This is a genomic window from Streptacidiphilus neutrinimicus (assembly GCF_000787815.1).
GTDB lineage: Bacteria > Actinomycetota > Actinomycetes > Streptomycetales > Streptomycetaceae > Streptacidiphilus > Streptacidiphilus neutrinimicus.
This window is the reverse complement of sequence record NZ_BBPO01000019.1, coordinates 1-26,988: the sequence shown is the minus strand read 5'-3', so window position 1 is coordinate 26,988 and position 26,988 is coordinate 1. Positions and strand designations below refer to the sequence as shown.

At 72.0% G+C, this 26,988-nt stretch carries 19 protein-coding genes and 1 pseudogene; 11 read left to right on the top strand and 9 right to left on the bottom strand.

The window, feature by feature from the left end; translation table 11 throughout:
* Positions 1–25: 25 nt before the first annotated feature.
* A complete protein-coding gene (locus TR48_RS14755; RefSeq protein ID WP_042367147.1) occupies positions 26–487 on the bottom strand; it encodes a PaaI family thioesterase in 462 nt (153 codons plus the stop codon).
* A 203-nt stretch (positions 488–690) separates the two neighbouring features.
* Between TR48_RS14755 and polA the strand changes: the two genes are divergently transcribed.
* From polA to pgfA, 3 genes are all read left to right on the top strand, one after another.
* Positions 691–3,441: a DNA polymerase I gene (gene polA, locus TR48_RS14750; protein WP_042367009.1), complete on the top strand. Its 2,751-nt coding sequence runs from the start codon at positions 691–693 to the stop codon at positions 3,439–3,441.
* Between the two features lie 552 nt (positions 3,442–3,993).
* Complete coding sequence (locus tag TR48_RS41950) at positions 3,994–4,128, top strand: SPW_0924 family protein (RefSeq protein WP_152627380.1); 135 nt, start codon at positions 3,994–3,996, stop codon at positions 4,126–4,128.
* A 13-nt stretch (positions 4,129–4,141) separates the two neighbouring features.
* Positions 4,142–5,182: a cell envelope lipid trafficking protein PgfA gene (gene pgfA, locus TR48_RS14740; RefSeq protein WP_042367005.1), complete on the top strand. Its 1,041-nt coding sequence runs from the start codon at positions 4,142–4,144 to the stop codon at positions 5,180–5,182.
* Here pgfA and TR48_RS14735 read toward each other — a convergent pair.
* On the bottom strand, positions 5,105–5,956 hold the full coding sequence (locus tag TR48_RS14735; protein WP_042367003.1) for a class I SAM-dependent methyltransferase: 852 nt from the start codon (positions 5,954–5,956) through the stop codon (positions 5,105–5,107). The two genes, pgfA and TR48_RS14735, sit on opposite strands and share 78 nt — an antisense overlap.
* A 350-nt stretch (positions 5,957–6,306) precedes the next feature.
* On the opposite strand from TR48_RS14735, the gene rpsA reads away from it, so the two are divergent.
* From rpsA to coaE, 3 genes are all read left to right on the top strand, one after another.
* Positions 6,307–7,803 carry a 30S ribosomal protein S1 gene (gene rpsA, locus TR48_RS14730; RefSeq protein WP_042367001.1) on the top strand — a complete coding sequence of 499 codons (1,497 nt, stop codon included), beginning with the start codon at positions 6,307–6,309 and terminating at the stop codon, positions 7,801–7,803.
* Positions 7,804–7,996: 193 nt separating this feature from the next.
* Positions 7,997–10,162, top strand: a complete 2,166-nt coding sequence (locus tag TR48_RS14725) for an MMPL family transporter (protein ID WP_052442682.1) — start codon at positions 7,997–7,999, stop codon at positions 10,160–10,162.
* Between the two features lie 87 nt (positions 10,163–10,249).
* Entirely contained in the window at positions 10,250–10,888 is a 639-nt protein-coding gene (gene coaE, locus TR48_RS14720) for a dephospho-CoA kinase (RefSeq protein ID WP_042366999.1), read from the top strand.
* On the opposite strand, the pseudogene treZ reads toward coaE, so the two are convergent.
* The 3 genes and pseudogenes from treZ to glgX all read right to left on the bottom strand — a co-directional run.
* A pseudogene (gene treZ, locus TR48_RS14715) lies at positions 10,834–12,573 on the bottom strand (malto-oligosyltrehalose trehalohydrolase); the annotation flags it as partial. The gene coaE and the pseudogene treZ sit on opposite strands and share 55 nt — an antisense overlap.
* A 131-nt stretch (positions 12,574–12,704) precedes the next feature.
* Complete coding sequence (gene treY / locus TR48_RS14710; RefSeq protein WP_042366997.1) at positions 12,705–15,053, bottom strand: malto-oligosyltrehalose synthase; 2,349 nt, start codon at positions 15,051–15,053, stop codon at positions 12,705–12,707.
* An 82-nt stretch (positions 15,054–15,135) separates the two neighbouring features.
* A complete protein-coding gene (glgX, locus tag TR48_RS14705; protein WP_042366995.1) occupies positions 15,136–17,262 on the bottom strand; it encodes a glycogen debranching protein GlgX in 2,127 nt (708 codons plus the stop codon).
* Positions 17,263–17,621: 359 nt separating this feature from the next.
* On the opposite strand from glgX, the gene TR48_RS14700 reads away from it, so the two are divergent.
* Entirely contained in the window at positions 17,622–18,878 is a 1,257-nt protein-coding gene (locus tag TR48_RS14700; protein ID WP_161789834.1) for a DUF5919 domain-containing protein, read from the top strand.
* A gap of 93 nt (positions 18,879–18,971) precedes the next feature.
* Complete coding sequence (locus TR48_RS14695; protein WP_042366993.1) at positions 18,972–19,676, top strand: exonuclease domain-containing protein; 705 nt, start codon at positions 18,972–18,974, stop codon at positions 19,674–19,676.
* A gap of 78 nt (positions 19,677–19,754) precedes the next feature.
* Here the strand turns inward: TR48_RS14695 and TR48_RS14690 are convergent, their stop codons facing one another.
* Positions 19,755–20,711, bottom strand: coding sequence for a beta-ketoacyl-ACP synthase III (locus TR48_RS14690; protein ID WP_042366991.1), 957 nt, complete (start codon positions 20,709–20,711; stop codon positions 19,755–19,757).
* A 130-nt stretch (positions 20,712–20,841) separates the two neighbouring features.
* On the opposite strand from TR48_RS14690, the gene TR48_RS14685 reads away from it, so the two are divergent.
* The 3 genes from TR48_RS14685 to TR48_RS45535 all read left to right on the top strand — a co-directional run bounded on the left by TR48_RS14685 (position 20,842) and on the right by TR48_RS45535 (position 24,391).
* Positions 20,842–21,441 (top strand): TetR/AcrR family transcriptional regulator, encoded by a 600-nt coding sequence (locus tag TR48_RS14685; RefSeq protein ID WP_042366989.1) that lies wholly within the window; start codon positions 20,842–20,844, stop codon positions 21,439–21,441.
* A gap of 306 nt (positions 21,442–21,747) precedes the next feature.
* Positions 21,748–23,913: an MMPL family transporter gene (locus tag TR48_RS14680; protein WP_042366987.1), complete on the top strand. Its 2,166-nt coding sequence runs from the start codon at positions 21,748–21,750 to the stop codon at positions 23,911–23,913.
* 301 nt (positions 23,914–24,214) lie between these two features.
* Positions 24,215–24,391, top strand: coding sequence for a hypothetical protein (locus TR48_RS45535; RefSeq protein WP_236652151.1), 177 nt, complete (start codon positions 24,215–24,217; stop codon positions 24,389–24,391).
* A gap of 22 nt (positions 24,392–24,413) precedes the next feature.
* Here TR48_RS45535 and TR48_RS14670 read toward each other — a convergent pair whose 3' ends face one another.
* Genes TR48_RS14670 through TR48_RS14660 form a run of 3 tightly spaced genes read right to left on the bottom strand, consistent with a single transcriptional unit; the run spans position 24,414 to position 26,836 of the window.
* Positions 24,414–25,169 (bottom strand): sirohydrochlorin chelatase, encoded by a 756-nt coding sequence (locus tag TR48_RS14670; RefSeq protein ID WP_042366985.1) that lies wholly within the window; start codon positions 25,167–25,169, stop codon positions 24,414–24,416.
* Between the two features lie 4 nt (positions 25,170–25,173).
* On the bottom strand, positions 25,174–26,067 hold the full coding sequence (locus tag TR48_RS14665; RefSeq protein WP_042366983.1) for an ABC transporter permease: 894 nt from the start codon (positions 26,065–26,067) through the stop codon (positions 25,174–25,176).
* A complete protein-coding gene (locus tag TR48_RS14660) occupies positions 26,054–26,836 on the bottom strand; it encodes an ABC transporter ATP-binding protein (RefSeq protein ID WP_042366981.1) in 783 nt (260 codons plus the stop codon). Before TR48_RS14660 ends, TR48_RS14665 begins: the two co-directional genes overlap by 14 nt.
* Between the last annotated feature and the right edge of the window lie 152 nt (positions 26,837–26,988).

Sequence of the window (26,988 nt, the reverse complement as noted above, 5' to 3'; positions counted from 1 at the left end):
GTCAGCGTCCCCGCGGGTTCGCGGCCTACAGGTCGCGCAGCATGCAGGTCAGCCGGCAGCTGGTGATGCGGCGGCCCTGGTCGTCGGTGATGGCGATCTCGTACGTCGCCGCCGTGCGGCCGCGGAAGACCGCCGTGGCGACGCCGGTGACCAGGCCGGAGGTCGCGCTGCGGTGGTGCGTCGCGTTGAGGTCGACGCCGACCGCGTACCGGCCGGGCCCGGCGTGCAGCATCGAGCCGATCGAGCCGAGGGTTTCGGCGAGCGCGGCGGACGCGCCGCCGTGGAGCAGGCCGTAGGGCTGCTGGTTGCCGTCGACGGGCATGGTGCCGACCACGCGCTCCGGGGAGGCCTCCACGATCCGGATGCCGAGCTTCTCGCCGAGGTGGCCGCCGGAGAAGGTCTCGGGCGTCACCCCCAGCTTCGCGAAGTGGTCCAGCACGTCCTGCGGGACGTTCAGCTGGATACCTGACTGCTGCTGGTCGGCCATGTCGCTCCTGACGCCGTCGTCGTTCGGGATCATCGTCGTGCGAGATCCGTGCGATCGTACGACGCCGAAGCTCCCTCGGCCGAGGTGACCCAGGTCGCTGCGCGGGCCGTCACTCCGAGAGATCTGTCGGTCCCGGGTCATAGGATTCGAGCGGTAACGAAAAGGACCGTCGGCGACAGCCGGCAGAGCGGCGGTGGCGAGGCATGGCAGGCAGCAAGGGGACGACCGGCGGGGCCAAGGGGCGCCTGCTGCTCATGGACGGCCACTCCATGGCCTACCGCGCCTTCTACGCCCTCCCCGAGGAGAACTTCAGCACGGTCACGGGGCAGCCGACCAACGCGGTCTACGGCTTCACCTCCATGCTGGCCAACATCCTGCGCGACGAGCAGCCCACGCACCTCGCCGTCGCCTTCGACGTCTCGCGCAAGACCTTCCGGGCCGGGATCTACCCGGAGTACAAGGCCACCAGGTCCGCCTCGCCCGAGGGCTTCCGCGGCCAGGTCGAGCTCGTCTCCGAGCTGCTGGACGCGATGCGCGTGCCGCACCTGCGCTCGCCCGAGTACGAGGCCGACGACATCATCGCCACCCTCTCCACCGCCGCCGCGGCCGAGGGCTACGAGGTGCTGATCCTCACCGGCGACCGGGACTCGCTCCAGCTGGTCGGCGAGCACGTCACCGTGCTCTACCCGACCAAGGGCGTCTCCGAGTTCACCCGGTACACCCCCGAGAAGGTGTTCGAGAAGTACGGCGTCACCCCCGCCCAGTACCCGGATCTCGCCGCGCTGCGCGGCGACCCGTCGGACAACCTCCCGGGCATCCCCGGCGTCGGCGAGAAGACCGCCGCGAAGTGGATCAACCAGTACGGCAGCTTCGCCGAGCTGGTCGCCCACGCCGAGGAGGTCAAGGGCAAGATCGGCGAGAAGCTCCGGGCCGGCCTGGAGGACGTCAAGCTCAACCGCGAGCTGACCGAGCTGATCCGGACCGTCGAGCTGCCGCTGGGCGTCGACGACTTGGTCCGGCAGCCCTACGACGTACCGGCCACCACGCTGCTGCTGGACGCCCTGGAGTTCCGCAACCAGCAGCTGCGCGACCGCCTCTTCGCCGTCGACCCGGGCGCGGGCTCCGGCGAGGCCGAGGGCGGGGTCGACGTGCACGCCGGGCCCGGCGTCGACATCCACGGCGTGGTGCTGACCGAGCCCGGCGCGCTCGCCGGGTGGCTCGCCGAGCACGCCGCCGAGGCGCGGGTCGGCCTCGCCGCCGACTACCGGTGGGCGCTGGGGGAGGGCCACGTCAAGGCCGTGGGCCTGGCGGTCGAGTCCGGTCCCGCCGCCTGGTTCGACCCGACCGCCCTGGCCGAGGCCGACGAACGGGCCTTCGCCGGCTGGCTCGCCGACGCCTTCCGGCCCAAGGCGCTGCACATCGCCAAGCAGGTCCAGCGCGCCTTCGCCGAGCACGGCTGGGAGATCGCCGGTATCGAGGCCGACAGCGCCCTCGCCGCCTATCTGGAGAAGCCGGGCCGGCGCACCTTCGGCCTCGACGTGCTCGCCGAGGAGTACCTCGGCCGCACCCTCGGCTCCGCCGAGGCCGCCGACTCCGGCCAACTCGCCTTCGGCGACGAGGCCTCCGAGGACGACGCGGCCGCGGCCGCCGCCGAGCTGCTCATGGTCGAGGCCCGCACCGTCCTGGACCTCGCCGTGGCGCTGGAGGAGCGGCTCGGCAAGGACAGCGCGCTCGCCCTGATGCGCGAGCTGGAGCTGCCGATCGCCGAGCTGCTGGCCCGGATGGAGCGCACCGGCATCGCCGCGGACCGCGAGTGGCTGACCCAGCTGGAGATCCAGTTCGGCGCCGCCGTCCAGCAGGCGGTCAAGGAGGCCCATCACGCGGTCGGCCACGAGTTCAACCTCGGCTCGCCCAAGCAGCTCCAGGAGATCCTCTTCAACGAGTTGGGCCTGCCGAAGACCAAGAAGATCAAGACGGGCTACACCACCGACGCCGACGCGCTCACCTGGCTGGCCGGCCAGACCGAGCACGAGCTGCCCGTGCTGCTGCTGCGCCACCGTGACCAGACCAGGCTGCGCAGCACGGTCGAGGGCCTGATCAAGACCATCGCCGCCGACGGCCGGATCCACACCACCTTCAACCAGATGGTCGCCGCCACGGGCCGTCTCTCCTCCACGGACCCGAACCTGCAGAACATCCCGGTCCGCACCGAGGAGGGCCGGATGATCCGCCGCGCCTTCGTGGTCGGCGAGGGCTACGAGACGCTGCTGACGGCCGACTACAGCCAGATCGAGCTGCGGGTCATGGCCCACCTGTCCGAGGACGCGGGCCTGATCGCCGCGTTCACCTCCGGCGAGGACCTGCACACCACGGTCGGCTCCTACGTCTTCGACGTCGCGCCCGACGCGGTGGACGCGGAGATGCGCCGCAAGGTCAAGGCGATGTCCTACGGCCTGGCCTACGGCCTGTCGGCCTTCGGCCTCTCCCAGCAGCTCGGCATCGAGACCGCCGAGGCCCGGCGCCTGATGGACACCTACTTCGAGCGCTTCGGCGGGGTCCGCGACTACCTCCAGCGCGTCGTGGAAGAGGCCCGCGGCACCGGCTACACCGAGACCCTGCTCGGCCGCCGCCGCTACCTGCCGGATCTCACCAGCGACAACCGCCAGCGTCGGGAGATGGCCGAGCGGATGGCGCTGAACGCCCCCATCCAGGGCTCGGCGGCGGACATCGTCAAGATCGCCATGCTCAAGGTCGACGCGGCCCTGCGCGAGGCGCGCCTCGGCTCGCGCATGCTGCTCCAGGTCCACGACGAGATCGTGCTCGAGATCGCCCCGGGCGAGCGCGCCGCCGTCGAGGAGCTGGTCCGCCGCGAGATGGCCGGCGCCTACCCGCTGCGCGCCCCGCTCGACGTCTCCGTCGGCGCGGGCCGCAACTGGGAGGACGCCGGCCACTGACGGCCAGGAGGGGTGACGTACGTCTCCGCGCTCATCCGCTGCGCCGGCCACACAGGCAGCGCGGACAGCACGACGAGCGCGGAGGCGACCTCGTCCACCACCGGCCCCTGGTCGGGCCCGGCCGGGTTGTCGCCTGAAGGAGCGGTAGCGGGTCGCCGCGAACGCGGCCGGACTTCCGGGGGCGTGAGGGCCGCTCGTAGACCGCGGCCGGCCGAGGGACGGTTGACCAGCGCGCCGGCCGGCGCGACGCGCTGCCGCCGGCCGCCGGGGAGTTCGGCGGCCGACGGTCCCGTATCCAACCCAACGGACCGTGGCCAGCGCTTGGTCGGCGCGCTCCCGCGCTCCGCCTGCGCGACCCGCCTCACCCTGAGCCCGTGCTCCATGTTCTGACGCACCGACAGATGCCGGATCAGAGCATAGTCCTGGAGCACGGTGTCTCCTCGAGCGCGGCGCGTCGAACTGGCGGACGCAGAAGGGTAGAACCTGTTCTCATTTATGGCCCGCGACGCTACGGTGCGCTTCTGCCCGGCATCGAGCGGAAGGGGCGGCGACGTGCGTGCGCTGATCGCAGCGGCGGTGGGAGCCGCGGTGGCGGTGGTGGTGGCCCTGGTCGCCGTGCCGCTCGCCGACCAGAACGGGCCGACGACGGCCAAGCCCCTGCTCACCAGCGCTCCGGCGCATCCGTAGGGGAGGGGCGCGGATGCGGCAGCGACTCGCTCTCGTCCTGGTGGCCCTCGCGGCGTTCCTCGCCGTGCTCGGGGTGATGCTGCGCGTCTGGGTCTACCCGCACGTCGTCGCGGTGCCGGACAACCAGTACCAGGCCGTGGTGCTGGAGGCGAAGGACGCCACCCTCATCGACTACAGCTCGATGACCGCGGTGCCGCACCAGCACGTCACCATCGTCGAGACCCTCAAGGGCGACGCGGCCGCGGCGCAGGCCGAGAAGAAGCGCACCGGCCGGGACGTCGTCGTGTGGGACGCGCTCTCCTACGTGCTGGGCAACGATGGCAAGCGGCTCTCCGCCATCCCGGAGACCTACCCCTTCGACGCGCGCACCCAGGAGCCGGTGCACTGCTGCGGGGAGAACGTCGACGGCCAGGCGGTCAGCCGGGTCGGCATCGAGTACAAGTTCCCCTTCGACACCCAGCCGCACGACTACCAGTACTTCGACCCGCAGACCCGCACCTCGGCCCCCATCCACTACAAGGGGACCACCACACTCGACGGGTTGACCGTCTACTACTTCGAGCAGACGATCCCGTGGACGCGGGTGCCGTTCCCGAGGGCCATGCCGGCCGGCGTGGCGATCACGCCCGCCCAGATCGACAAGCTCGGGTACCAGCGCTGGTACACCACCGTCCGCAAGTTCTGGGTCGACCCGGTCACCGGTGCGCCCGTCAACGGCGAGGAGTCGCACGACGAGCAGCTGCGGATGCCACCGAGCTCCGGCATGGCGCCGGTGACGATCTTCTCCGGCGACGTGAAGATCCGCCCCGACTACCAGGCCGCGACCGTCGCCCTGGTGAAGAAGGAGCGCACGCTGTTGCTCATGCTGCGCGACTGTCTCCCGTTCGGGCTGCCGCTGTTGGGCCTGGTCGCACTGGCGCTCGGCTTCGTGGTCGAGGGCCGGGCGCGCATCCGGGCCGCCCGGCCCACGGGAGGCTCAGTCGCGGACGCAGACGAAGACGGCGGTGCCGGGGATATGCCGTCCGCGCAGGGGGCTCCAGCCGCCCCACTCTGAGGTGAGGCCCTCGGGCCACTCCGGCTCCACCAGGTCGACCAGGCGGAAGCCGGCCACCGTCAACTCCCGCACCCGGTCGCCGAGGGTCCGGTGGTGCTCGACGTAGACGGCCGCCCCGGTCTCGTCCTGCTCGACGTAGGGAGTGCGGTCAAAGTAAGAGGCGCTGGCCGTCAGGCCCTCGACGCCCGGCTCGTCCGGGAAGGCCCAGCGGATCGGGTGGGTGACTGAGAAGACCCAGCGCGAGCCCGGCCGCAGCACCCGGTACACCTCGCGCAGCAGCCGCGTCGTGTCGGCGACGAAGGGCACCGCCCCGTAGGCGGAGCAGGCCAGGTCGAAGCTCTCGTCGGCGAAGGGCAGCAGCGTGGCGTCCGCCTGGACCAGCGGCACCGGCGTGCGGTCCGCCTGCTCGTCGATGCGGCGGGCGTGCTGCAGTTGCCGGTAGGAGAGGTCCAGTGCGATCGGCAGCGCGCCCTGGTCCGCGAGCCAGCGCGAGCACTGGGCCGCGCCGGCCCCTATCTCCAGCACCCGCGCGCCGGGCAGCGCGGCGGGGTCGCCGAGCAGCCGGGCGTCGGCCTCGTCCAGGCCCTCGGGGCACCAGACGAACCGGGCGTCGCCGAGGAACGCGCCGTGCTCCTGCTGGTACTCGTCGGCGTTCCGGTCCCACCAGCCGCGGTTGGCGCGGCTGCTCTCGGCTGCGCCGGCCTCGCGGCGCACCGCCTCGGCGTCGTCGTCGACACCGGGCTCGGTCTTTTCGGGGGGTGTGTCATTGATCATGTCGGCGATAGCGTAACCTTGGCGCCGTAGCAAGCGAGGTCACCTCGGGGTCTTGCGGAAACTCCCGTTCGGGCGATAGACATCCCTCCGTCCGGGCTTAATCCGCAGTGCGGCTTCCGCATTGACCGTGCATGGCTGTCCCCGTATGCTACAAGTTGCGCTGCGGGCCTGCGCGCCTCGGACGGAGCAGGTCGCGCTCGCATCTGTTGAAGACTCCACGTTTCTTTGTCTGCTTGCTTGTCTTCTGTGCGGCATCCGGCTGGTGGGCGTGGCGTCCTTGGTGGAGCGATCACGGGTCCCCGGCGTGGTAGTACCTACGACTTCATGTCCGTACCGGAGCCCCTTTCCTAATGACGAGCAGCACCGAGGCCCCCACCACTCCCCAGGTTGCGGTCAACGACATCGGCGACGCCGAGGCCTTCCTCGCCGCGATCGACGAGACCATCAAGTACTTCAACGATGGTGACATCGTCGAAGGCACCATCGTGAAGGTTGACCGTGACGAGGTGCTCCTCGACATCGGTTACAAGACCGAGGGCGTCATCCCGTCCCGCGAGCTGTCGATCAAGCACGACGTCGACCCGCACGAGGTCGTCGCCGTGGGCGACAGCATCGAGGCCCTTGTCCTCCAGAAGGAGGACAAGGAGGGTCGCCTGATCCTGTCCAAGAAGCGCGCCCAGTACGAGCGCGCCTGGGGCACGATCGAGAAGATCAAGGACGAGGACGGCATCGTCACCGGTACCGTCATCGAGGTCGTCAAGGGTGGTCTCATCCTCGACATCGGCCTCCGTGGCTTCCTCCCGGCCTCCCTGGTCGAGATGCGCCGCGTCCGCGACCTCCAGCCGTACGTCGGCAAGGAGCTCGAGGCGAAGATCATCGAGCTGGACAAGAACCGCAACAACGTGGTCCTGTCCCGCCGTGCCTGGCTGGAGCAGACCCAGAGCGAGGTCCGTCAGACCTTCCTCACCACCCTGCAGAAGGGCCAGGTGCGCTCCGGCGTCGTCTCCTCGATCGTCAACTTCGGTGCCTTCGTGGACCTGGGTGGCGTCGACGGCCTGGTGCACGTCTCCGAGCTGTCCTGGAAGCACATCGACCACCCGTCCGAGGTTGTCGAGGTCGGCCAGGAGGTCACCGTCGAGGTTCTCGACGTCGACATGGACCGCGAGCGCGTCTCCCTGTCGCTGAAGGCGACCCAGGAGGACCCGTGGCAGCAGTTCGCCCGGACCCACCAGATCGGTCAGGTCGTCCCGGGTAAGGTCACCAAGCTGGTTCCGTTCGGTGCGTTCGTCCGCGTGGACGAGGGCATCGAGGGCCTGGTCCACATCTCCGAGCTGGCCGAGCGCCACGTCGAGATCCCGGAGCAGGTCGTCCAGGTCGGCGATGAGATCTTCGTCAAGGTCATCGACATCGACCTCGAGCGTCGTCGCATCAGCCTCTCGCTGAAGCAGGCCAACGAGTCCTTCGGTGCCGACCCGATGGCGGTCGAGTTCGACCCGACCCTCTACGGCATGGCCGCGTCCTACGACGACCAGGGCAACTACATCTACCCGGAGGGCTTCGACCCCGAGGCGAACGACTGGCTGCCCGGCTACGAGAAGCAGCGTGAGGAGTGGGAGCGCCAGTACGCCGAGGCGCAGGCCCGCTTCGAGCAGCACCAGGCCCAGGTCGTCAAGAGCCGCGAGGCCGACGCCGAGGCCGCTGCCGCGGGCGAGGGTGCCGCTGCCGAGACCGGCGGTGCCGTCTCCGGTGGCTCGTACTCCTCCAGCAGCGAGGAGACCTCGGGCGCCCTGGCGACCGACGAGGCCCTGGCCGCGCTCCGCGAGAAGCTGGCGGGTGGCCAGAGCTGAGGCTCTGCCCCACGCGCTAGTCGCCAGCGTCTGACGAACCCCCACCCGGGGAACCGGGTGGGGGTTCGTTCGTTGCCAGAGGTTTAACTCCAGCTGACGACTATGGCGCAGCCCATACCGGATGCCTCTACCGATCAAGGGACAAGTCGGTCACCGTGGACTGAGTTGCCCTGAACGGAAGCAGGCCGTCCACATGCACCAGACCTCCTCGCAGCTCCGCGGTCCCTTCGCGGCGCTCGGCCGGTTCAGCTTCCGCCACCGTCGCTGGGTGGCACTCGCCTGGGCCGTGCTCATCGCGATCGGTCTGGTCTTCGGCACCAAGGTCTTCAGCGCGGCGGCTCCCTCCGCCAAGGCCGCCGGCTCCGAGTCCGCGACCGGCTCCGCGCTCCTGTCCCAGTACGGCACCAGCGGCGACGCGCTGCAGGCGCTCGTCAGCGGCAAGTCACCGGGCGACGCGGGCGTGAAGGCGGCCGTCGCCTCCGCCGAGCGGGACCTGCACGTCATGCCCGGCGTCGCGTCCGTCACCGACGTCGTCGCCCAGAACGGCTCCTCGCAGATCCTGAGCGTCCAGCTGGGCGACGCCAAGGCGGCAGGCCAGGTGGAGGCGCGCCTGGACCGGATCGCCGCCGACAGCGGCGCGAGCGTGAAGCTCGGCGGCAACCAGGTGCTCTCGCAGCAGGTGCAGCAGCAGACCAAGTCCGACACCGAGACCGGCGAGCTGGTCGCCCTGCCGATCACCCTGGTCGTGATGGTGCTGATCTTCGGCGGCTTCGTCGCAGCCGGCCTGCCGCTGATCGGCGCGATCGGCTCGGTCGCAGGGGCTCTGCTGGCGCTGCTCGGATTCACCCAGATCATGCCGATGGACACCAGCGTCCTGCCCATCACCACCGTGCTCGGCCTCGGCCTCTCCATCGACTACGCCCTGCTGGTCGTCAACCGCTTCCGGGAGGAGCGCAGCAAGGGGGCGACCATCGAGCAGGCCGTGGAGCGCACCAGCGCCACGGCCGGCCGGACCATCGCCTTCTCCGCGCTGACCGTCGCCGTCGCCCTCTCCGGCCTGTTCGTGCTCACCAGCCCGATCTTCCACGCCGTCGCGGCCGCCGGCGTCAGCGTCGTGGTCATCACCGTGCTGTCCGGACTGACCCTCGTCCCGGCGCTGCTCGGCTTCGCCGGAAAGAAGATCAAGCCGCCGAAGCACGGCGTCCGGGACAAGGGCCGCTTCGCCTGGGTGGTGCGCAAGGTCCGCCGCCGCGCCATGCCGGTGGCGCTGGCCACCGTGGCCCTGCTGATCGCCGCCGCCGCGCCGTTCTTCGGCGCCCACGCGCAGAGCCTGGGCACCCAGACGCTGCCCACCAGCTTCAGCGCCCGGACCGTCGCCGACGCCATCTCCGCCGACTACCCGACGCTCAAGGACCCCGACATCACCGTCCTGGTCAAGAGCGACCCGGCCACGGCGGACGGCTACGCCAAGCACGTCGCCGCCCTGCCGGACGTGAAGTCCGCGGCCGTGACCGAGGCCGGCGGCAGCGGCTCCTCCGCCTGGGCCGCGGTGGGCGTCCACGTCGACGGCAGCGCTCAGGGCGCGAGCGCCCAGCACGTCGTGGGCGAGCTGCGCGCCGACCGCGAGGGCCTGACCACCTGGGTCACCGGCGACGCGGCGAGCGTGGTCGACTTCCACCACGAGATCACCTCGCGCGGGCCGTGGGCGCTCGGCCTGATCGTTGTGGCGACCTTCGCGCTGCTGTTCCTGATGACCGGGTCCGTGGTCGTGCCGGTCAAGGCGCTGGTGATGAACCTGCTCTCGCTGGGCGCGGCGCTGGGCGTGATGACCCTGATCTTCCAGGGCGGGTGGTTCAGCGGCCTGCTCGGCTTCACGCCCACGGGCGGGCTGGAGGCGTGGATCCCGGTCCTGGTCTTCGTCTTCTCCTTCGGCCTGTCGATGGACTACGAGGTCTTCCTGCTGTCGCGGATCAAGGAACTCCACGACGAGGGCTACTCGTGCGCGCGCTCGGTCGAGCTGGGCGTGCAGCGCAGCGGCCGGATCATCACCTCGGCGGCCGCCCTGATGGTGATCGTCTTCCTCGGCTTCTCGACCGGGCGGATGCTGGACATCAAGGAGATCGGCCTGGCGCTGGCGGTCGCCGTCCTGGTCGACGCCACGCTGGTGCGGATGCTGCTGGTCCCGGCGACCATGTCGATGTTCGGCCGGATCAACTGGTGGGCCCCGCCCTTCCTGCGCCGCCTGCACGCCCGCTTCGGCTTCAAGGAGCACGCGGTCCTGCCCCCGCTGCCGGTGGTGACCGCCCTCCCGGTCCAGCGGACCGACGAGCCCGAGCCGGAACTCCTGCAGGCGAGCTGAGGTCTGTCGTGCGGACCAGGCCTGACCGGCGACCACAGGACAGGCCGAGCCGCACGTGCCCGACGGGGCACTGCTAGGTTGCTGCCCATGGTGAAGGTCGGACTGACGGGCGGCATCGGTGCGGGCAAGAGCGCGGTGTCCGCGCTCCTCGCGGAGCTCGGCGCGGTGATCGTGGACGCGGACCTGATCGCGCGCGAGGTCGTCGCGCCCGGGACCGAGGGCCTCGCGGCCGTCGTCGCCGAGTTCGGCGACGAGGTGCTGGCGGCGGACGGCTCGCTGGACCGGCCGAAGCTGGGCGCCGTCGTCTTCGCCGACCCGGCGCGGCTCGCCGCGCTCAACGCGATCGTCCACCCGCTCGTCGGGCGGCGCTCCGCCGAGCTCGAGGCCGCTGCCGGGCCCGGCGCGGTCGTCGTCCACGACGTGCCCCTGCTCGTCGAGAACGGCCTCGCGCCGCTGTACGACGTGGTCGTCGTCGTGGACGCCGCCGACGGGACGCGGGTGCGGCGCCTGGTCGAGCTGCGCGGGATGGCCGAGGCGGACGCCCGCGCGCGGATGGCCGCGCAGGCCACGCGCGAGGCGCGGCTCGCCGTCGCGGATCTGGTGATCGACAACGACGGGCCGCTCGAGCGGCTCGCGCCGCAGGTGCGCGAGGTCTGGGAGAGGCTGACCGGCTACCGCCCCGGGGCCGCGTCCAAGACGGGGACCGAGGCCGGCCCCGACGCCTGAGCGCGGAACACCGTCACCGAGGGCGGGAACTGGGCGAGCACGGTGCCCTTCGGCAGCGGCAGCTCGTGCCGCGCGCCGGTGCCGGTCGAGAGGTCGACGCTGACGACCAGCTCGCCGCGGCGCAGTACCAGCCAGCGCTCCGTCTCGCTGTACTGGACCTCGGCAGGCCCGTGGGCGAGCGGGCGCAACCGGATCAGCCGGCGGTGCCAGTCCAGCAGCACGGCGTGACCGCCGTCGGCCCGCTCCGGCTGGGACCAGTCGAGCCGGGAACCGGTGAACGTCGACTCCGCCTGCGGGTCGGGGATCTCCTCCGGCTTCCAGCCGTGCTCGGCGAACTCGCGGCGGCGGCCCTCGCGGACGGCCCGCGCCAACGCCGGGTCCTGGTGGTCGGTGAAGTACATCCAGGGCGTGGTCGCGCCCCACTCCTCGCCCATGAACAGCATCGGGGTGAACGGGGCCAGCAGCACCAGCGCCGCGCCCGCCGCCAGCCGTTCGAGGGTGAGCGAGGCGGCGAGGCGGTCGCCGCGGGCGCGGTTTCCGATCTGGTCGTGGGTCTGCGCGTAGCCGAGCAGCCGGTGTGCGGGGGTGCGTGTCAGGTCGAGGGGGCGGCCGTGGGTGCGGCCGCGAAAGCTGGACCAGGCGCCGTCGTGGAAGTAGCCGTGCGTCAGGGTCTTCGCCACGGCGTGGATCGGGCGCTCGGCGAAGTCGGCGTAGTAGCCCTGGGCCTCGCCGGTCAGCGCCGTGTGCAGGGCGTGGTGGAAGTCGTCGCTCCACTGCGCCGAGAGCCCGATGCCCCCGGCCTCGCGGGCGGTGATCAGCCGCGGGTCGTTCAGGTCCGACTCGCCGATCAGGAACAGCGGACGCCCGGTGCGTTCGGCCAGCTCGTCGACGGCGGCGGCCAGCTCCTCAAGGAAGGTCAGCGCGCGGTCGTCGACGAGCGCGTGCACGGCGTCCAGCCGCAGGCCGTCGATCCGGTAGTCGCGCAGCCAGGCCAGGGCGCTGCCGACGAAGTAGTCGCGGACCTCGTCGGAGCCGGGCGCGTCCAGGTTCACCGCCGAGCCCCACGGGGTCTGGTGACGGTCGGTGAAGTAGGGCGCGAAGGCCGGCAGATGGTTGCCGGAGGGGCCGAGGTGGTTGTGGACCACGTCGAGGATCACGCCGAGACCGTGCGCGTGGGCGGCGTCGACCAGGCGCTTCAACCCCTCGGGCCCGCCGTAGGGCTCGTGGACGGCCCAGGGGGCCACCCCGTCGTAGCCCCAGCCGTGGCGTCCGGGGAAGGAGCAGACGGGCATCAGCTCGATGTGCGTGACACCCAGGTCGACCAGGTGCGGCAGCCGGGCGACAACACCGTCGAAGGTGCCCTCGGCGGTGAAGGTGCCGACGTGCAGCTCGTAGACGACGGCTCCCGCCAGCCCACGGCCCGGCCAGTCCGGGGTGGTCCAGCGGAAGGCCGTGTGGTCGACCAGTTGTGACAGTCCGTCCGGTCCGTCGGGCTGGCGCGCCGAGCGCGGGTCGGGGTGGGCCGGTCCTCCGTCGAGGCGGAACCCGTAGCGGCTCCGGCCCGGATCGGCCGCGATGTCCGACGCCCACCAGTCCGGGCGGTCGGGGTCCGGCCGCATCGCGTGCACGGCGCCGTCGACCTCCACCTCCACCCGCGCGTGGTCGGGCGCCCAGACGGCGAACCGGTGCGTCCTGCGGGCACGAGGGGCGGGCGGAGCTGACGCCGGGCTCGGCGCTGACGCTGCGCCCGGCGTGGAGGGGGGAGGCGGCACGGGTGTCGGCATACCCGCCCTCCTACCCGGCCCGGCGGCCTGCGTCACAGCCGCGCGAGCAGTGCGACGGGCAGCGGGGCCAGCAGGTCGGCCAGCGGCACCGCGCCGGTGAGGCCGTGACGGCCGGTCAGGGTTTCGGTCCAGACGCCCTCCGGGAGGGCGAGCACCTCGTCACGCCAGCCGCCCGCGCGCTCGAGGCCGTACGGCAGACGGGTGACGACGGTCAGCAGCGAGTCGTCGCGCTGGAACGCGAGGGCGTGCGGGGAGGGTGTCGCCCAGGGGGAGTAACCCGCCTTCGGGTCCAGCTCGGCCCGCAGGCGCAGGGCCGTTCGGGTGAGCTCCGCCTTCTCGGCGGCGAGGCTGCCGGTCGGCGCCTCAGGGGGCGGGAAGGCGACGACGCCGCGGTTGTCCGGGTCGACGAGCGTGTACAGCGGGAACTCGCTGCCCTGGTAGAGGTCCGGTGCGCCCGGCATGGTCAGGTGCAGCAGCGCCGCCGCGAGCGTGTTGACGCGGGCGTAGGGCGCGAGGCGCTGCGCGAAGGCGGTGACGCGGGCGGCCAGGGCCGGCTCTCCGGCGAGGGAGAGCGCGAGCGCGCGGACCGCGCGCTCGTAGTCCTCGTCCGGGTCGGTCCAGCTGGTGCGGAGCTTGGCCTCCCGGACGGACTTGAGGGCGACCGCGGCCAGCCGCTCGCCGTCGACGGGCCAGGCCGCGAGCGCCGTCTGCAGGACCAGGTCCTCGGCGTCCCGGTCCTGCGGCAGGCCGCCGCCGGGCGCGAGCGCGGACCACGCGGCGCGCTCGGCCAGCCACTCCTCGGGCAGCTCGGCCAGGACCGCGAGACGGGCGCGGGCGTCCGCGCTGCGCTTGGTGTCGTGCGTGGACAGCGCCGTCATCGTCGCGGGCCAGTCGCGGGCCGTCCGGGCGCAGTAGCCGTGGAACTCCTCGGGGCTGACGCCCGGGTGGGCCGGGTCGCCGCCCACCTCGTTGAGGGAGAGCAGCGGGTGGTGCCGGTAGAAGGCGGTGTCCTCGACGCCCTTGGCCGCCACGGCCGCCGCCGTCTGGGCGAAGCGGGCCCGCAGCGACGCGGGCGAGCTCGGGTCCAGCAGCAGCCGCTTCACCAGCGCGGCCGTGGCCGTGAAGGGCGCGGGCACCAGAGCGGCGTCCGGCTCGGCGCGCAGGGCGGCCACGTCCGCCTCCGGGAGCGGCTCGCCCGGGACGGGGTAGGGGCGGTAGCGGGGGAAGGCCGCGAGCAGCCCGGCCACCGAGGCCCGGACCGCCCACGCCGGATGATCGCTGCGCGCCGGATCACCGGCGCACGCCGCCTCGACCTCCCGGACCAGCCGGGCGACCTCCGCGTCAAGCTCCCCCTCGGGACGTATCAGCTCGGCCCGGCCGCGCTGCGCGGCCGCCGTTGCCTCCTCGGCCGGTGGGCGCAGCGCGCGGACCACGCCCGCGCCGTCGGTCAGCACGCCGTCGATCCGGCGCAGCGCGTCGTACCCCGTCGTGCCGGCGCAGGGCCAGTCTGCGGGCAGGGTCTCCGGGCCGGTGAGGATCTTCTCCACGACGACGTGGGCGCCGCCGGTGGCCTCGCGCAGCCGCCGCAGATAGCCCCGCGGATCGGCGAGGCCGTCCGGGTGGTCCACCCGGAAGCCGTCCAGCACGCCGTCGGCGTGCAGGCGCAGCAGCAGCGCGTGGGTCGCGTCGAAGACCTCGGGCAGCTCCACCCGGACGGCGATCAGGTCGTTGACGGTGAAGAACCGCCGGTAGTTGAGCTCGGTGTTCGCCAGCCGCCACCAGGCCGGGCGGTACCACTGACGGCGCAGCAGCTCCGGCAGCGGCAGCGACTCCGTGCCGGGCCGCAGCGGGAAGACGTGCGGGCCGTACCGCAGCACCGGCTCGTCCCCGTCCGGGCCGTCGTTCGAGGCCAGGCTGAAGCCGCCGTCGGCGAGGACCGCGCCGAGCCGGTCGCCGAGCACGGGCAGCAGCACCCGTCCCTCCTGCGCGGCCCAGTCGATGTCGAACCAGGCCGCGAAGGGCGATGCCGGACCCTCGCGCAGCGCCTGCCACAGGGCGCGGTTCAGGTGCAGCGGGGTGGGCGCGGCCATGTGGTTGGGCACGATGTCCGCGATCAGGCCGAGCCCGTACGCCCGCGCGCGGTCGGCGAGGGCCCGCAGGCCCGCCTCGCCGCCCAGCTCGGCGCTGACCCGGCCGTGGTCCACCACGTCGTAGCCGTGCCGTGAGCCCGGCACGGCCTGCAGCACGGGCGAGAGGTGCAGATGCGACACGCCCAGCCCCGCCAGGTACGGGACGGCCCCGGCGGCCTGTGCGAACCCGAAGCCCGGCTGGAGCTGCAGCCGGTAACTGGCTGTAGGGGCGCGTCGCTCTGCATTCGTCATACCTACACGCCTACCCCACCCCGCCGGAGCGCACGACCCGGGCCGGACAATCGGCCGAACCCGCGCCCGTTCCGCGCCCGGCTCAGACGGAGGGGCGCTGCAGCACCATCATCGAGCGGTCCACCAGCCGCAGTGTCTCCCCGGCCCGTACCTTGGCGCCCGTGCCCGGCGAGATCGTCCACGGCAGCGAGCTGTCCACGATCACCTGCCACTCCTGCCCGTGGTTGACCGGGATGGTGAACTCCAGCGGCTGCGCGTCCGCGTTGAACAGCAGCAGGAAGGAGTCGTCCGTGATCCGGCCGCCGCGCCGGTCCGGCTCGGAGATGGCGTTGCCGTTGAGGAAGACGATGAGCGACTTGGCGAAGGAGGCGCGCCAGTCCCGCGCCGTCATCTCCTGACCCTCGTTGGTGAACCAGGCGATGTCGGTGAGCTCGTCGTGCGTGCCGGAGACCGGGCGGCCGTGGAAGAATCGGCGGCGCCGGAAGACCGGGTGGTCACGGCGCAGCCACACCATGTGCCGTGTGAACTCCAGCAGTTGGCCGGCCGGGCTCTCCTCGTCCAGCAGCGGCCAGCGCACCCAGGAGATCTCGTTGTCCTGGCAGTAGGCGTTGTTGTTGCCGCCCTGGCTGCGGCCGAACTCGTCGCCGTGCAGCAGCATCGGCACACCCTGGCTCAGCAGCAGGGTGGCGATGAAGTTGCGCTGCTGGCGGGCGCGCAGCCCGAGCACCGTCGGATCGTCCGTCTCGCCCTCGACGCCGCAGTTCCAGGAGCGGTTGAAGGACTCGCCGTCGCGGTTGTCCTCGCCGTTGGCGGCGTTGTGCTTCTGGTCGTAGGAGACCAGATCCCGCAGCGTGAAGCCGTCGTGGCAGGTGACGAAGTTGATGCTGGCGATCGGACGGCGGCCGTCGTCCTGGTAGAGGTCGGAGGAGCCCGTCAGCCGGGAGCCGAACTCGGCCAGCGTGGCGTTCTCGCCGCGCCACAGATCCCGCACGGTGTCGCGGTAGCGGCCGTTCCACTCCGTCCACAGCGGAGGGAAGTTGCCGACCTGGTAACCGCCCTCGCCGAGGTCCCACGGCTCGGCGATGAGCTTGGCCTGGGAGACCACCGGATCCTGCTGGACCAGGTCGAAGAAGGAGGAGAGCCGGTCCACCTCGTGGAACTGGCGGGCCAGCGTGGCCGCCAGGTCGAAGCGGAAGCCGTCGACGTGCATCTCGGTGACCCAGTAGCGCAGCGAATCCATGATCAGCTGCAGCACGTGCGGGCTGCGCATCAGCAGGCTGTTGCCCGTGCCGGTGGTGTCCTCGTAGTACCGTCGGTCGTCGGCGAGCCGGTAGTACGACGGGTTGTCCAGGCCGCGGAAGGCGAGCGTGGGACCGAGGTGGTTGCCCTCGGCGGTGTGGTTGTAGACGACGTCGAGGATGACCTCGATGCCGGCCGCGTGCAGCGCCTTGACCATCGACTTGAACTCCTGGACCTGCTGGCCGCGGTCCCCGAGCGAGGAGTAGGCCCCGTGCGGGGCGAAGAAGCCGATGGTGTTGTAGCCCCAGTAGTTGGACAGGCCCAGGTCGGTGAGCCGGTGGTCGTCGACGAACTGGTGTACCGGCATCAGCTCCAGTGCGGTGATGCCGAGTTTGACCAGGTGCTCGATGACGGCCGGGTGCGCGATCCCGGCGTAGGTGCCGCGGATGTCCTCCGGGATCCCCGGATGGAGCTCGGTGAGGCCCCGGACATGGGCCTCGTAGATGACCGTGCGGTGGTAGTCGGTGCGCGGCGGCCGGTCGTTGCCCCAGTCGAAGTACGGGTTGACCACGACCGAGGCCATCGTGTGCGGGGCGGAGTCGAGGTCGTTGCGGCGCTCCGGCGCGCCGAAGTGGTAGCCGTAGACGGACTCGTCCCAGTCGACCCGGCCGCTCATCGCCTTGGCGTACGGGTCGAGCAGCAGCTTGGCGCTGTTGCAGCGCAGGCCCCGCGTCGGGTCGTAGGGACCGTGCACGCGGAAGCCGTAGCGCTGGCCCGGCTGGACGCCGGGCAGGAAGGCGTGGCGGACGAACGCGTCCGTCTCGCGCAGCTCGACCGAGGTCTCCGAGCCGTCCTCGGCGAGCAGGCACAGCTCGATCCGCTCCGCCGTCTCGGAGAAGACGGCGAAGTTCGTCCCGGCGCCGTCGTAGGTGGCGCCGAGGGGGTACGGCTGGCCCGGCCAGACTTGCATGGTCCTCAACCAATCCTGCTCGGTGGTGATGCTGGGTGGATCGCGCGGTCGGCCCTGAGGGGGTGATGCCCGGACCGACGGTGCGTCATGTCCGAGTGCATCGTGACCTAGCACACCGGTTCCCATGAAAGACTTGCCGGTTCTTCGCCCGAACGAGTGTCTGTTCGTTACCTGCGCCCGAGGACGCGATCGTCGCCGGCGCTCGAACTGCTGCGCTGGATTCGGAATTGGCAGTAGTCTTGATCGTCCGGGAGGTCCCGGACGGCCCTCATCGGGCGGCTCGGCGCGGTAGCGTGTGGGCGCGGCCGTCGGGAGCGGCCGCGCGGGGCGTTGCGGGATAGGGACGGTGAACTGAAGGAATGGTGGTCCCCGACGGGGGTGCCCCGGGGAGCGCGGCGCGGGGCGACGCCCCCACCGTGGTGGTCCGCACCGGCTCCGGCCGGACCGTTCCTACGCAGTCGGGACCGATGGAACCTTCGCTCGCCTGGCCCGCCGCCGCTTGGGAAGAGGCCCGGCTGCGGGTCGGCCGCGCGGGCCGCGCCTACGTCTGGCTGAACCTCGTCGAACAGCGCCTGCGTTCCGTCGTCGCCGAGGTGCTGCGCCCCGTCTACGAGCCCGCCCACGGCGACGACTGGGTCATCGCCGCGGCCGGTCCCGCGGGCGAGGAGTGGGTGCAGCGCGCCGGGGCCGTGCGCGAGGTCAGCCGCCGCAAGGGCTACCTGCTCGACCCGGACGACGACGCCCTGGTGGTCTTCCTGACCCTGCCGCAGCTGCGCGAGCTGATGGTGCAGCACTGGCCCTGCTTCGAGCCCTTCCTGGGCGACCGGCGCGAGATAGAACTGGCGCTGGACGAGCTGGAGGTCGCCCGGCACGTCGTCTCGCGCAACCGCACCCTCACCGAGAACGTCCTGGCCCAGGCCGAGCGCGCCTCCGCGCGGCTGCTGCTCCTGCTCGACGGAGCCGGCCGCGAGGTCGCCCTGGCGGCCGGTCAGCACGCGCTGCGCGCGCCCGTCGACGCGGTCGAGGAGCTGATCGGCGACCGCTACGCCGACGTGATCGGCGTCCACCCGGACCGGGTCCGGCTGCAGCGCTCGCTGCCCGTCGAGGACCTGCTCGCCGGGGCGCGGCGGCTGGACGCCGTCGGCATCGGGCTCAACCTGCTCTGCCAGAACTTCACCGGCCGCCGGCTGGTCCAGCTCGCCGACGCGGGCTGCCGGGTCCGACTGCTCTTCCTGAACCCCGCGAGCAGCGCGCTGCGCCGAAGAGAACGCGAACTCGGCCTCGGACGAGGCGAGCTGGGCAAGCTGGTGGAGACGAACATCATGCACGTCCGCCGGGTCCGCTCCCGGCTGCGCGACGGCGGCGCCTTCGAGATCCGCGTCTACGACGAGCTGCCCCGCGTCTCGGCCTACCTGGTCGACGGCGACGGCCCGGACGGGCTGGCGGTGGTCCAGCCCTACCTGCGCCGCTCGCGCGGCATGGAGTCGCCGGTCATGGTCCTGCGCGGCGGCTCCGCCGCGCCGCTGGCCCCCGGCCGCGCGCCGGAGCCGGGGCTCTTCCAGGTCTACCAGGAGGAGTTCGAGGGCGTCTGGGGCGACTCCCGCCCGGTCTCCTGAGCGCGGCCAGGGCGGCCGTGGCCGGAACCCGCCCGTCGGCCTGTCAGTGCCGCACGGGATGATGGTGGCCGACGGGACGAGAGGACGCGCTAGATGAGCTGGTTGCACGACATGCTGGTCGGCTTCGACCTGGAGACCACCGGTACCGACCCGGCCGAGTCACGCATCGTCACGGCCGCGCTGGTGGAGGTCAAGGAGGGCGAGCCGGTCCGCCGCCGTGAGTGGCTGGCCGATCCCGGCGTGGCCATCCCGGCGGAGGCGACGGCCGTGCACGGCATCACCACGCGGGAGGCGGTCGCCGAGGGCCGCCCCGCCGGGGACGTGGCGGCCGAGGTCGCGGCCGCGCTCGTCGCCTACTGGCGTGCGGGCATACCCGTGGTGGTCTACAACGCCCCCTTCGACCTCAGCCTGCTCGCAGCGGAGCTGCGGCGGCACGATCTGCCGTCGTTGGAGCGGCAGTTGGGCGGGGCGGCGGTGGGCCCGGTGGTGGATCCGCTGGTGGTGGACCGCGCCGTGGACAAGTACCGCAAGGGCTCGCGTTCGCTGGAGAACGCGAGCGCCCTGTACGGCGTGCGCCTGGACGACGCCCATGAGGCGGGCGCGGACGCGCTGGCCGCGGTGCGCGTCGCGCTGGCGCTGGGGGAGAAGTACCCGGCGCAGGTCGGGGAGGCGGCTCCAGAAGAGCTGCACGAACGTCAGACCGCCTGGCACGCGCAGTGGGCGGCGGGCCTCCAGGAGTGGCTGCGCAAGGGCAAGGACCCGGAGGCGGTCGTGGACGGCGCCTGGCCGCTGCGCTAGGCGTTCCCGGGGCGCGCGCGGGCGCGGCCCGGCCGCGTGGCGGCGGAGCCGCGCGCCCCGGGGTTCGGCGCTACCGCATCACGGGCAGGTGATGACCTGTCCGGCCCAGGAGAGGCCGCCGCCGAAGGCGAAGAGGAGGACCGGGGAGCCGGAGGGGAGCTCGCCGGACTCGACCAGCTTGGAGAGCGCCAGCGGCACCGACGCCGCCGAGGTGTTGCCGGACTCGACGATGTCGCGGGCGATGACGACGTCGTCCGGGAGGCCCAACTGGCGGGTGAGGGACTCGATGATGCGCAGGTTCGCCTGGTGGGTGACCACGCCGCCGAGGTCGGCCGGGGTGAGGCCGGCGCGGGCGCAGGCCTCGCGGGCGATCGCGGGCAGCTCGCTGGTCGCCCAGCGGAAGACCGACTGACCCTCCTGGGCGAAGCGGGGCTGCCACGAGCCCATCAGGCGGACCGCGTCGGCACGCGTCGGGTCGGAGCCCCAGACCACGGGGCCGACGCCGCCCGCGTCCTCCGGATCGTCCGTCGCGCTGAGCACGGCCACGCCCGCACCGTCGCCCAGCAGGATGCAGGTGCTGCGGTCGGTCCACTCCACCACGTCCGACATCTTCTCCGCCCCGATCACCAGCGCGTGCTTCGCGGCGCCCGCGCGCAGGGTGTGGTCGGCGGTGGCGAGCGCGGTGCAGAAGCCGGCGCAGCCGTTGTTGAGGTCGAAGCAGACGGCGGAGTGGATGCCGAGCCGGGCGGCGACCTGAGCCGCCGTCGAGGGGCAGCGGTCCCGGTTGCTGCAGGTGGCGACGGTGATCAGGCCGATGTCGGACGGCTCCAGACCGGAGGCCGCCAGCGCCTTGGCCGCCGCCTCGGCGGCCATGTCGGCGACCGTCTCCTCCTCGGCGGCGATGCGGCGCGTCACGATGCCCGTCCGCTGCCGGATCCAGGCGTCGTTCGTCTCGACGAGCTGCTCGAGGTCGAGGTTGGTCAGGATGCGGGAGGGCTGGTAGTGGCCGAGCGCGGTGATGCGGGAACCAGACACAGGTCTTCTCTCCAGGGCTCAAGCGGGGCTGAAGCAGGACGCGAGCAAGAAGGCGACGCCCGGCCGCCGTGAATATAGCAACCGATCGTTCGGAAGCTAAGAGGTGGTCGGGTGGGTAGCATGTGCACCCATGAGCCCGAGGAAGTCCGTCGCCGAGACCCGCCTCACCCGGCGGCGCATCGTGGACCGCGGCCTGGAGATCGCCTCCATGGAGGGGCTGGAGGGTCTGACCATCGGGCGCCTGGCCACCGACCTCGGGATGAGCAAGGCGGGGGTGATCGGCCACTTCGGCACCAAGGAGACCCTGCAGCTGGCCGTGGTGGACGAGGCGGCGGACGTGTTCACGCGCGAGGTGCCGGAGCGCGTGCACGACGTCCCGGCCGGGCTGGCGCGGCTGCGGGCGATGTGCGAGGCGTGGGTCGCCTATCTGGAACGGCACGTGCTGCCGGGCGGCTGCTTCTTCACCGCGGCGGCGACGGAGTTCGACGACCGCGGCGGGCCGGTCCGTGACGCCATCGCAGGGCTGAGCGCGGTCTGGCAGCGGGACCTGCGGATCCAGGCGCGGCTGGCCGTCCACGGCGGGGAGCTGCCCGCCGACACCGACGTCGGGCAGCTCGTCTACGACCTCGTCGGGATCATGCTGGCGCTGAACCACTTCCTCCAGCTCCAGGGGGATCCCGCCGCGCCGCAGCGCGCCCGCCGGTCGCTGCGCCGGCTCCTGGGCGAGTAGCGCCGAAAGCCCGGGTCAAGGAGCGCCGAAGCCCGGGTCGAGCCGACCCGGAGTCGGACACCAGGGTCGATCTCCACCCTGAGCAGGAGACGGATCCACCCGGGGGACGAGGACGGCGGCCACCGGGGGCAGGGAAGATGATCGAGGCAGACCTGGGTGGGAACTGACTTGCCGGTCGGCAAGTAGGTTTCTTAGGATGCTCGAACTACGAACTTTCCTGCCGTCCGAATCGTCGGGTGGCCAGATCGCCCTGCCCACGACCTCACCCGGGGCGGCGGTGATCCATGCCGTGGAGGGGCAATCGACATGTTTCACCGGATCGGGCGGGTTGTCGTCCGACACCCGTTCTGGACACTGATCACTTGGATCGTGGCCGCCGTCGCCATCGCGATGTCGGCGCCGACGCTGACGTCCAACAGCGACGAGAGCAGCTTCCTGCCGAAGAGCTACGAGTCCATCCAGGCGATGGAGCTCCAGCAGTCGGCTTTCCCGCACCAGTTCACGCCGGGCGCGGAGATCCTCTTCCAGCGCGCCGAGGGGAAGCCCCTTGAGCCCGCCGACAAGGCGCTGGTCGCGACGGTCGACAAGGAGCTGTCCGCCAAGACGGACATCCCGCTCAACAAGGGCGTCATCACCGGGCCGTTCTCCAAGGACGGCCTCTACGGCCTGGGGATGGTCAACCTCGGCCAGAACCAGTCGGACCAGACCAAGATGTCCGACGCGGCCAAGGCGATCCGCGCCGACCTCGCGGACCTGACCAAGGGGACCAGCCTGACCGCCAAGGTCGGCGGCTCGGCCGCGCAGGTGCTGGACCAGGCCGACTCCAACAAGACCGGCCAGGCCATCATCGGCATGGGCACCTTCGTCATCATCATCCTGGCGATGCTGCTCATCTTCCGGGCGCCCCTGATGGCGCTCCTGCCGATCCTGCTGATCGGCGTGGTGCTGGTGGCGGCGAACGGCCTGATCGCCGACGTCACCTCCGCGCTCAACCTCAGCTACAACGCCTCGGTCTCGGGCATCCTCATCGTCGTCCTGTTCGGCGTCGGCACGGACTACATCCTCTTCCTGATGTTCCGCTACCGCGAACGGCTGCGGGCCGGCGAGGACCACAAGGAAGCCATGATCAACGCGGTCGGCCGCGTCGGCGAGGCCATCGCATCCGCCGCCGGAACCGTGATCATCGCCTTCCTCGCGCTGTGCCTGTCCTCCATCTCCTTCCTGAAGCAGATGGGCCCGTCGCTGGCGATCTCCGTCGGCGTCACCCTGATCGCCGGTCTGACCCTGGTGCCCGCCGTCTTCTCCTGGATCCCGCCGCGCGTGCTGTTCTGGCCGTCGAAGAACTGGCGCGTCGAGCCGGAGGGCTCCCGCTTCGCCGCGGTCGGCAACACCGTCAAGCGCCGCCCGGCGCTGGTCGCCGTCGTCTCCGGCGTGCTCATGGTCGCGGTCGCCCTGGTGGCCACCACGTACAAGGCGAGCTTCGACTTCGCCTCCGGCTCGATGCCGAAGACCGTGGAGTCGATGGTCGTCCAGGACACCATCGCGAAGGCCTACAGCGCCGGCGCCGCCACCCCGACCGACGTGTTCGTCACCAGCTCGACCCCGCTCGACCAGAGCGCGGTCCAGGGGCTGGCCTCGAAGCTGGACATCTCCGGGGTCTCCAGCGTCGCCCCTGCGAAGTACAACCCGCAGGGCACCACGGCCGACATCAGCGTCGTGCTCAGCAACGACCCGCAGAGCAGCCAGGCCATGGACACGGTCGGAAAGCTGCGCGACGTCGTCCATGCCAACGCGCCCAACGGGACCAAGGCGATGGTCGGCGGTGTGACCGCCATCTACGCCGACATCCAGAAGGCGATCGACCGCGACTACTCCGTGGTCTTCCCCGTCGCCGCGGTGCTGATCATGCTGATCCTCGGCCTGATGCTGCGCAGCGTCGTCGCGCCCTGGTACCTCATGGCCTCGGTGGGTCTCGGCTTCGCCGCCACCCTCGGGTCGACGGTGCTGGTCTTCCAGCACCTGGACCACCAGAGCGGCCTGATGTTCATGCTGCCGGTCTTCATCTACCTGTTCGTCGTCGCCATCGGGACGGACTACAACATCCTGATGATCTCCCGACTGCGCGAGGAGGCCCGCGAGGGCCGCGAGCCGCGTGAGGCAGCCGCCCAGGCGCTGCGTCACGCCGGTCCGACGGTCGCGGCGGCCGGTGCGATCCTCGCCGGTACCTTCGCCTCGATGATGCTGGCCGGGAACTCGCTCTTCTCGGAGATGGGCTTCTCGATCGCCATCGGCATCGTGATCGCCGCCTTCGTGATGGCCATGTTCTTCACGCCGTCGCTGACCGCTCTCGTCGGTCACGCCGCCTGGTGGCCGGGCCACGCCGACCGCCGCAAGGCGGAGGGCAGCCTCGTCGTCGCCTCCTCTGCGGGCGCCCGCTCCGAGGACGACGAGCTGGACCCCAGCCACCGCTGAGTCCGCGTCAGTACTCCCGCACAGAGAGGGCCGCAGCCGATCCGGCTGCGGCCCTCCGCTGCTCTCCCGGCGTCCCGGTGAGGGCGGCCGTCAGTCTCACGCCCATGCCGGAGCCGCTGTCGCCCGCCCCCCGTCTGCACGGCTCGTGGCTCGCTGCCCGCGAGGAGTGGCCGGTCGGCGCCCACCACGACGGCAGCGGCCTGCGCCTGGCCGCCGATCTCGATCTGGACGCTGCCAAGGCTTTGCCGTCCGGGTCTAGGGGCGGCTCGTCCCGACATCGGGGGGTCGCACCGGCTACAGCGTGGGCCCGGCCGTCCGGGGGCGGGGCGTGGTGCCGTGGGCGCCGGGCGCGATGCTCACCCATGACGACGACCACGAGGCCTCCGCGCGCACGATCGAGCGCAACGGCGGCGTCCTGGAGGATGTGCGCGAGACCTGTGCCCACGGGAGGAAGCGCCGGTACTGGATCGCCCTCTGACGCGACGTGCGCCGGCGCTCGGCTACGCGGTGGCGGCGAGGCGCGCGGGGCGCGTTGTCAGTGCCTCGGCGTAGCGTTGCAGGAGCAACTCGGCGAGGTCGGGGGACGCGCCGATGGGCGCGGCGACGGCGGCGATGTCCGCCGTCGCCGCTTGGGCGGCGATGCGGTCCGGCAGCAGGCCGGGGGCCAGGAGGTAGGGGGCGACGGCGAGTCGGCGCAGGCCCTGTGTGCGCAGGAGCTCCGCCGCCTCGGCCACCGTCGGGGGCGCGGCGGAGGCGTGGGCCACGGCCACGCCTCCCCAGCCCGCCGCCCGCTGCCACGCGGCGGCGGTCGCCAGGGTCGCCGCGTTGGCGGCCGGATCGGAGGAGCCGGCGGAGGCCAGGACGACGCCGGTGTCGGGTGCGGGGCGGACGCCCACCTCGGCCAGGCGGCGCTCCAGCGCGCGCCACAGCAGCGGCGAGGGCCCGAGCACGTCGGCCAGGTGGACGGTCAGCCGTGGCAGCCGCGCCGCGGTCTCCCGCAGCACGCCGGGGATGTCGGTCTTGGCGTGGTAGGCGCGCGCCAGCAGCATCGGCACCGCCACGACGGGCCCGTCCCCCTCCTCGGCCAACTGCTCCAGCGTGCGCGGGATCCGCGGGGCGCAGTGGTCGAGGTAGCCGACGCGCACGTCCAGGCCGGGGCGCAGCGCGCGGGCCTGGGCGACGAGCGCGTCCATCGTCGCGGCGTGCCGCGGGTCGCGGCTGCCGTGGGCGAGAAGGAGCAGGCGGGCCTCGTCCATCAGGTCACCGCCGCGCCGTCAGCAGGCCGCGGGAGCGCAGCACGCGTCGCTCGATCGGGTTGAAGATGAGCAGTTCGATGCCGATGCCGACCAGCAGGATCAGGATGATGGTGGCGAGGACGCCGGGCATGTCGAGGTTCTCGCGGGAGAACTCCAGCTGCGCTCCCAGGCCGAGGCCCAGGGCCGGGGAGCTGGCGATGAGTTCGGCCGCCATGAGGGAGCGCCAGGAGAAGGCCCAGCCCTGCTTGAGTCCGGCGACGTAGCCGGGCAGGGCGGCGGGCAGCAGGACGTGCCGGACACCGCGCAGGCCGGTGGCGCCGAGGGTGCGGCCGGCCCGCAGATAGATCGGCTGGACCTGGTCGACGCCGGCGACGAGGCCGTTGGCGATCGAGGGGACGGCGCCGAGCAGGACGACGGCGTAGATGGTGGCGTTGGACAGGCCGAACCAGATGACGGCGGCGGGCACCCAGGCCACCGAGGGGATCGACTGCAGGCCGGACAGGATCGGGCCGATCGCCGCGCGGACGGGCTTGACCCGGGCGACGAGCAGGCCGATCGGCGTGCCGATGAGGACGGAGATCAGGAAACCCAGCACACCTCGGGAGAGGGAGGTCCAGATGACCGAGAGGATCGTGCCCTGCACCCACTGCTGGTGCAGGCTGTCCCACACGTCGAGCGGGCTGGGCAGCAGGTCCGGGCGCTTGAGGTGCGCGGAGTACGCCAGCTGCCAGACCAGCAGCACCAGGGCGACGGCGATCAGCGGCGGCAGCACCTTGCCGGTGAACACCCGGATGAACGGGGTCCGTTCGACGGTCTGGGTCTCCAGCGCGTCCAGGCCGGCGCTGATGTCGGAGACGTCGGAGGTCGTCTCGGCGGGCTTGAGGTCAGTGCTGGACATGGCGGCGGATCTCCCCTCGGAGCTTGTCGGTGATCTCCACCGCGAGGTCGGCCACGCCGGTCGACTCGATGCGGCGCGGCTGGGGCAGGTCGATGGCCCACTCCTCGGCGATCCGCCCGGGGCGGGAGGAGAGCAGCACCACACGCTGGGCGAGGCGGACGGCCTCGCGCACGTTGTGGGTGACGAACAGGACGGAGAGGTTCGTCTCGTCCCAGATCTGGATGAGCTCCTCGTGCAGGACGTCGCGGGTGATGGCGTCGAGTGCGGCGAAGGGCTCGTCCATCAGCAGTACCTTGGCGTCCTGGGCCAGCGCGCGGGCCATGGCGACGCGCTGGCGCATGCCGCCGGAGAGCTCGTGGACGCGCTTGCCGTGGGCGCCGCTGAGGCGCACCAGCTCCAGCAGGCGCTGGGCCTCGGCGCGGCGCTCGCCGCGCGGCACGCCGCGCAGGCGCAGGGCCAGCTCGATGTTCTGCCCCGCGGTCAGCCAGGGGAAGAGTGCGTGTTCCTGGAACATCAGCGCGGTGCGGCCGCCGGGGACGTCGATGCTGCCGGAGGTGGGCTGGTCCAGGCCTGCGACGAGGTTGAGCAGGGTGGACTTGCCGCAGCCGGAGGCGCCGAGAAGGCAGACGAACTCGCCCGGGGCGACGTTCAGGGTGATGTCGTCCAGGACGACGTGGGCCGCGCTGTTGCGGCCGAAGGACTTGGTGACGTGGTCGAGCCGGACGGCGGTGTCGACCACTGGGGTGGCCTCGGTCAGCAGGGCGGTCATGCGGTCACCTCCTGGTACTGGCTGCGGTCGGGGGAAGTCTGTGGTGGAGCTGTCTGTGGTGGAGCTGTCTGTGGCCGAGGGCCGCTCCGCGCCGCCTTGACGGGGCATCGACGCGGAGCGGAGCGGCTCCCGGAGTTTGTTGGGCCGGAGTT

Coding starts and splice junctions, on each gene's coding strand:
- TR48_RS14755 (WP_042367147.1), bottom strand. CDS start 487: ATGGCCGACCAGCAGCAGTCAGGTATCCAGCTGAACGTCCCGCAGGAC.
- polA (WP_042367009.1), top strand. CDS start 691: ATGGCAGGCAGCAAGGGGACGACCGGCGGGGCCAAGGGGCGCCTGCTG.
- pgfA (WP_042367005.1), top strand. CDS start 4,142: ATGCGGCAGCGACTCGCTCTCGTCCTGGTGGCCCTCGCGGCGTTCCTC.
- TR48_RS14735 (WP_042367003.1), bottom strand. CDS start 5,956: ATGATCAATGACACACCCCCCGAAAAGACCGAGCCCGGTGTCGACGAC.
- rpsA (WP_042367001.1), top strand. CDS start 6,307: ATGACGAGCAGCACCGAGGCCCCCACCACTCCCCAGGTTGCGGTCAAC.
- TR48_RS14725 (WP_052442682.1), top strand. CDS start 7,997: ATGCACCAGACCTCCTCGCAGCTCCGCGGTCCCTTCGCGGCGCTCGGC.
- coaE (WP_042366999.1), top strand. CDS start 10,250: ATGGTGAAGGTCGGACTGACGGGCGGCATCGGTGCGGGCAAGAGCGCG.
- treY (WP_042366997.1), bottom strand. CDS start 15,053: ATGACGAATGCAGAGCGACGCGCCCCTACAGCCAGTTACCGGCTGCAG.
- glgX (WP_042366995.1), bottom strand. CDS start 17,262: ATGCAAGTCTGGCCGGGCCAGCCGTACCCCCTCGGCGCCACCTACGAC.
- TR48_RS14700 (WP_161789834.1), top strand. CDS start 17,622: ATGGTGGTCCCCGACGGGGGTGCCCCGGGGAGCGCGGCGCGGGGCGAC.
- TR48_RS14695 (WP_042366993.1), top strand. CDS start 18,972: ATGAGCTGGTTGCACGACATGCTGGTCGGCTTCGACCTGGAGACCACC.
- TR48_RS14685 (WP_042366989.1), top strand. CDS start 20,842: ATGAGCCCGAGGAAGTCCGTCGCCGAGACCCGCCTCACCCGGCGGCGC.
- TR48_RS14680 (WP_042366987.1), top strand. CDS start 21,748: ATGTTTCACCGGATCGGGCGGGTTGTCGTCCGACACCCGTTCTGGACA.
- TR48_RS14670 (WP_042366985.1), bottom strand. CDS start 25,169: ATGGACGAGGCCCGCCTGCTCCTTCTCGCCCACGGCAGCCGCGACCCG.
- TR48_RS14665 (WP_042366983.1), bottom strand. CDS start 26,067: ATGTCCAGCACTGACCTCAAGCCCGCCGAGACGACCTCCGACGTCTCC.
- TR48_RS14660 (WP_042366981.1), bottom strand. CDS start 26,836: ATGACCGCCCTGCTGACCGAGGCCACCCCAGTGGTCGACACCGCCGTC.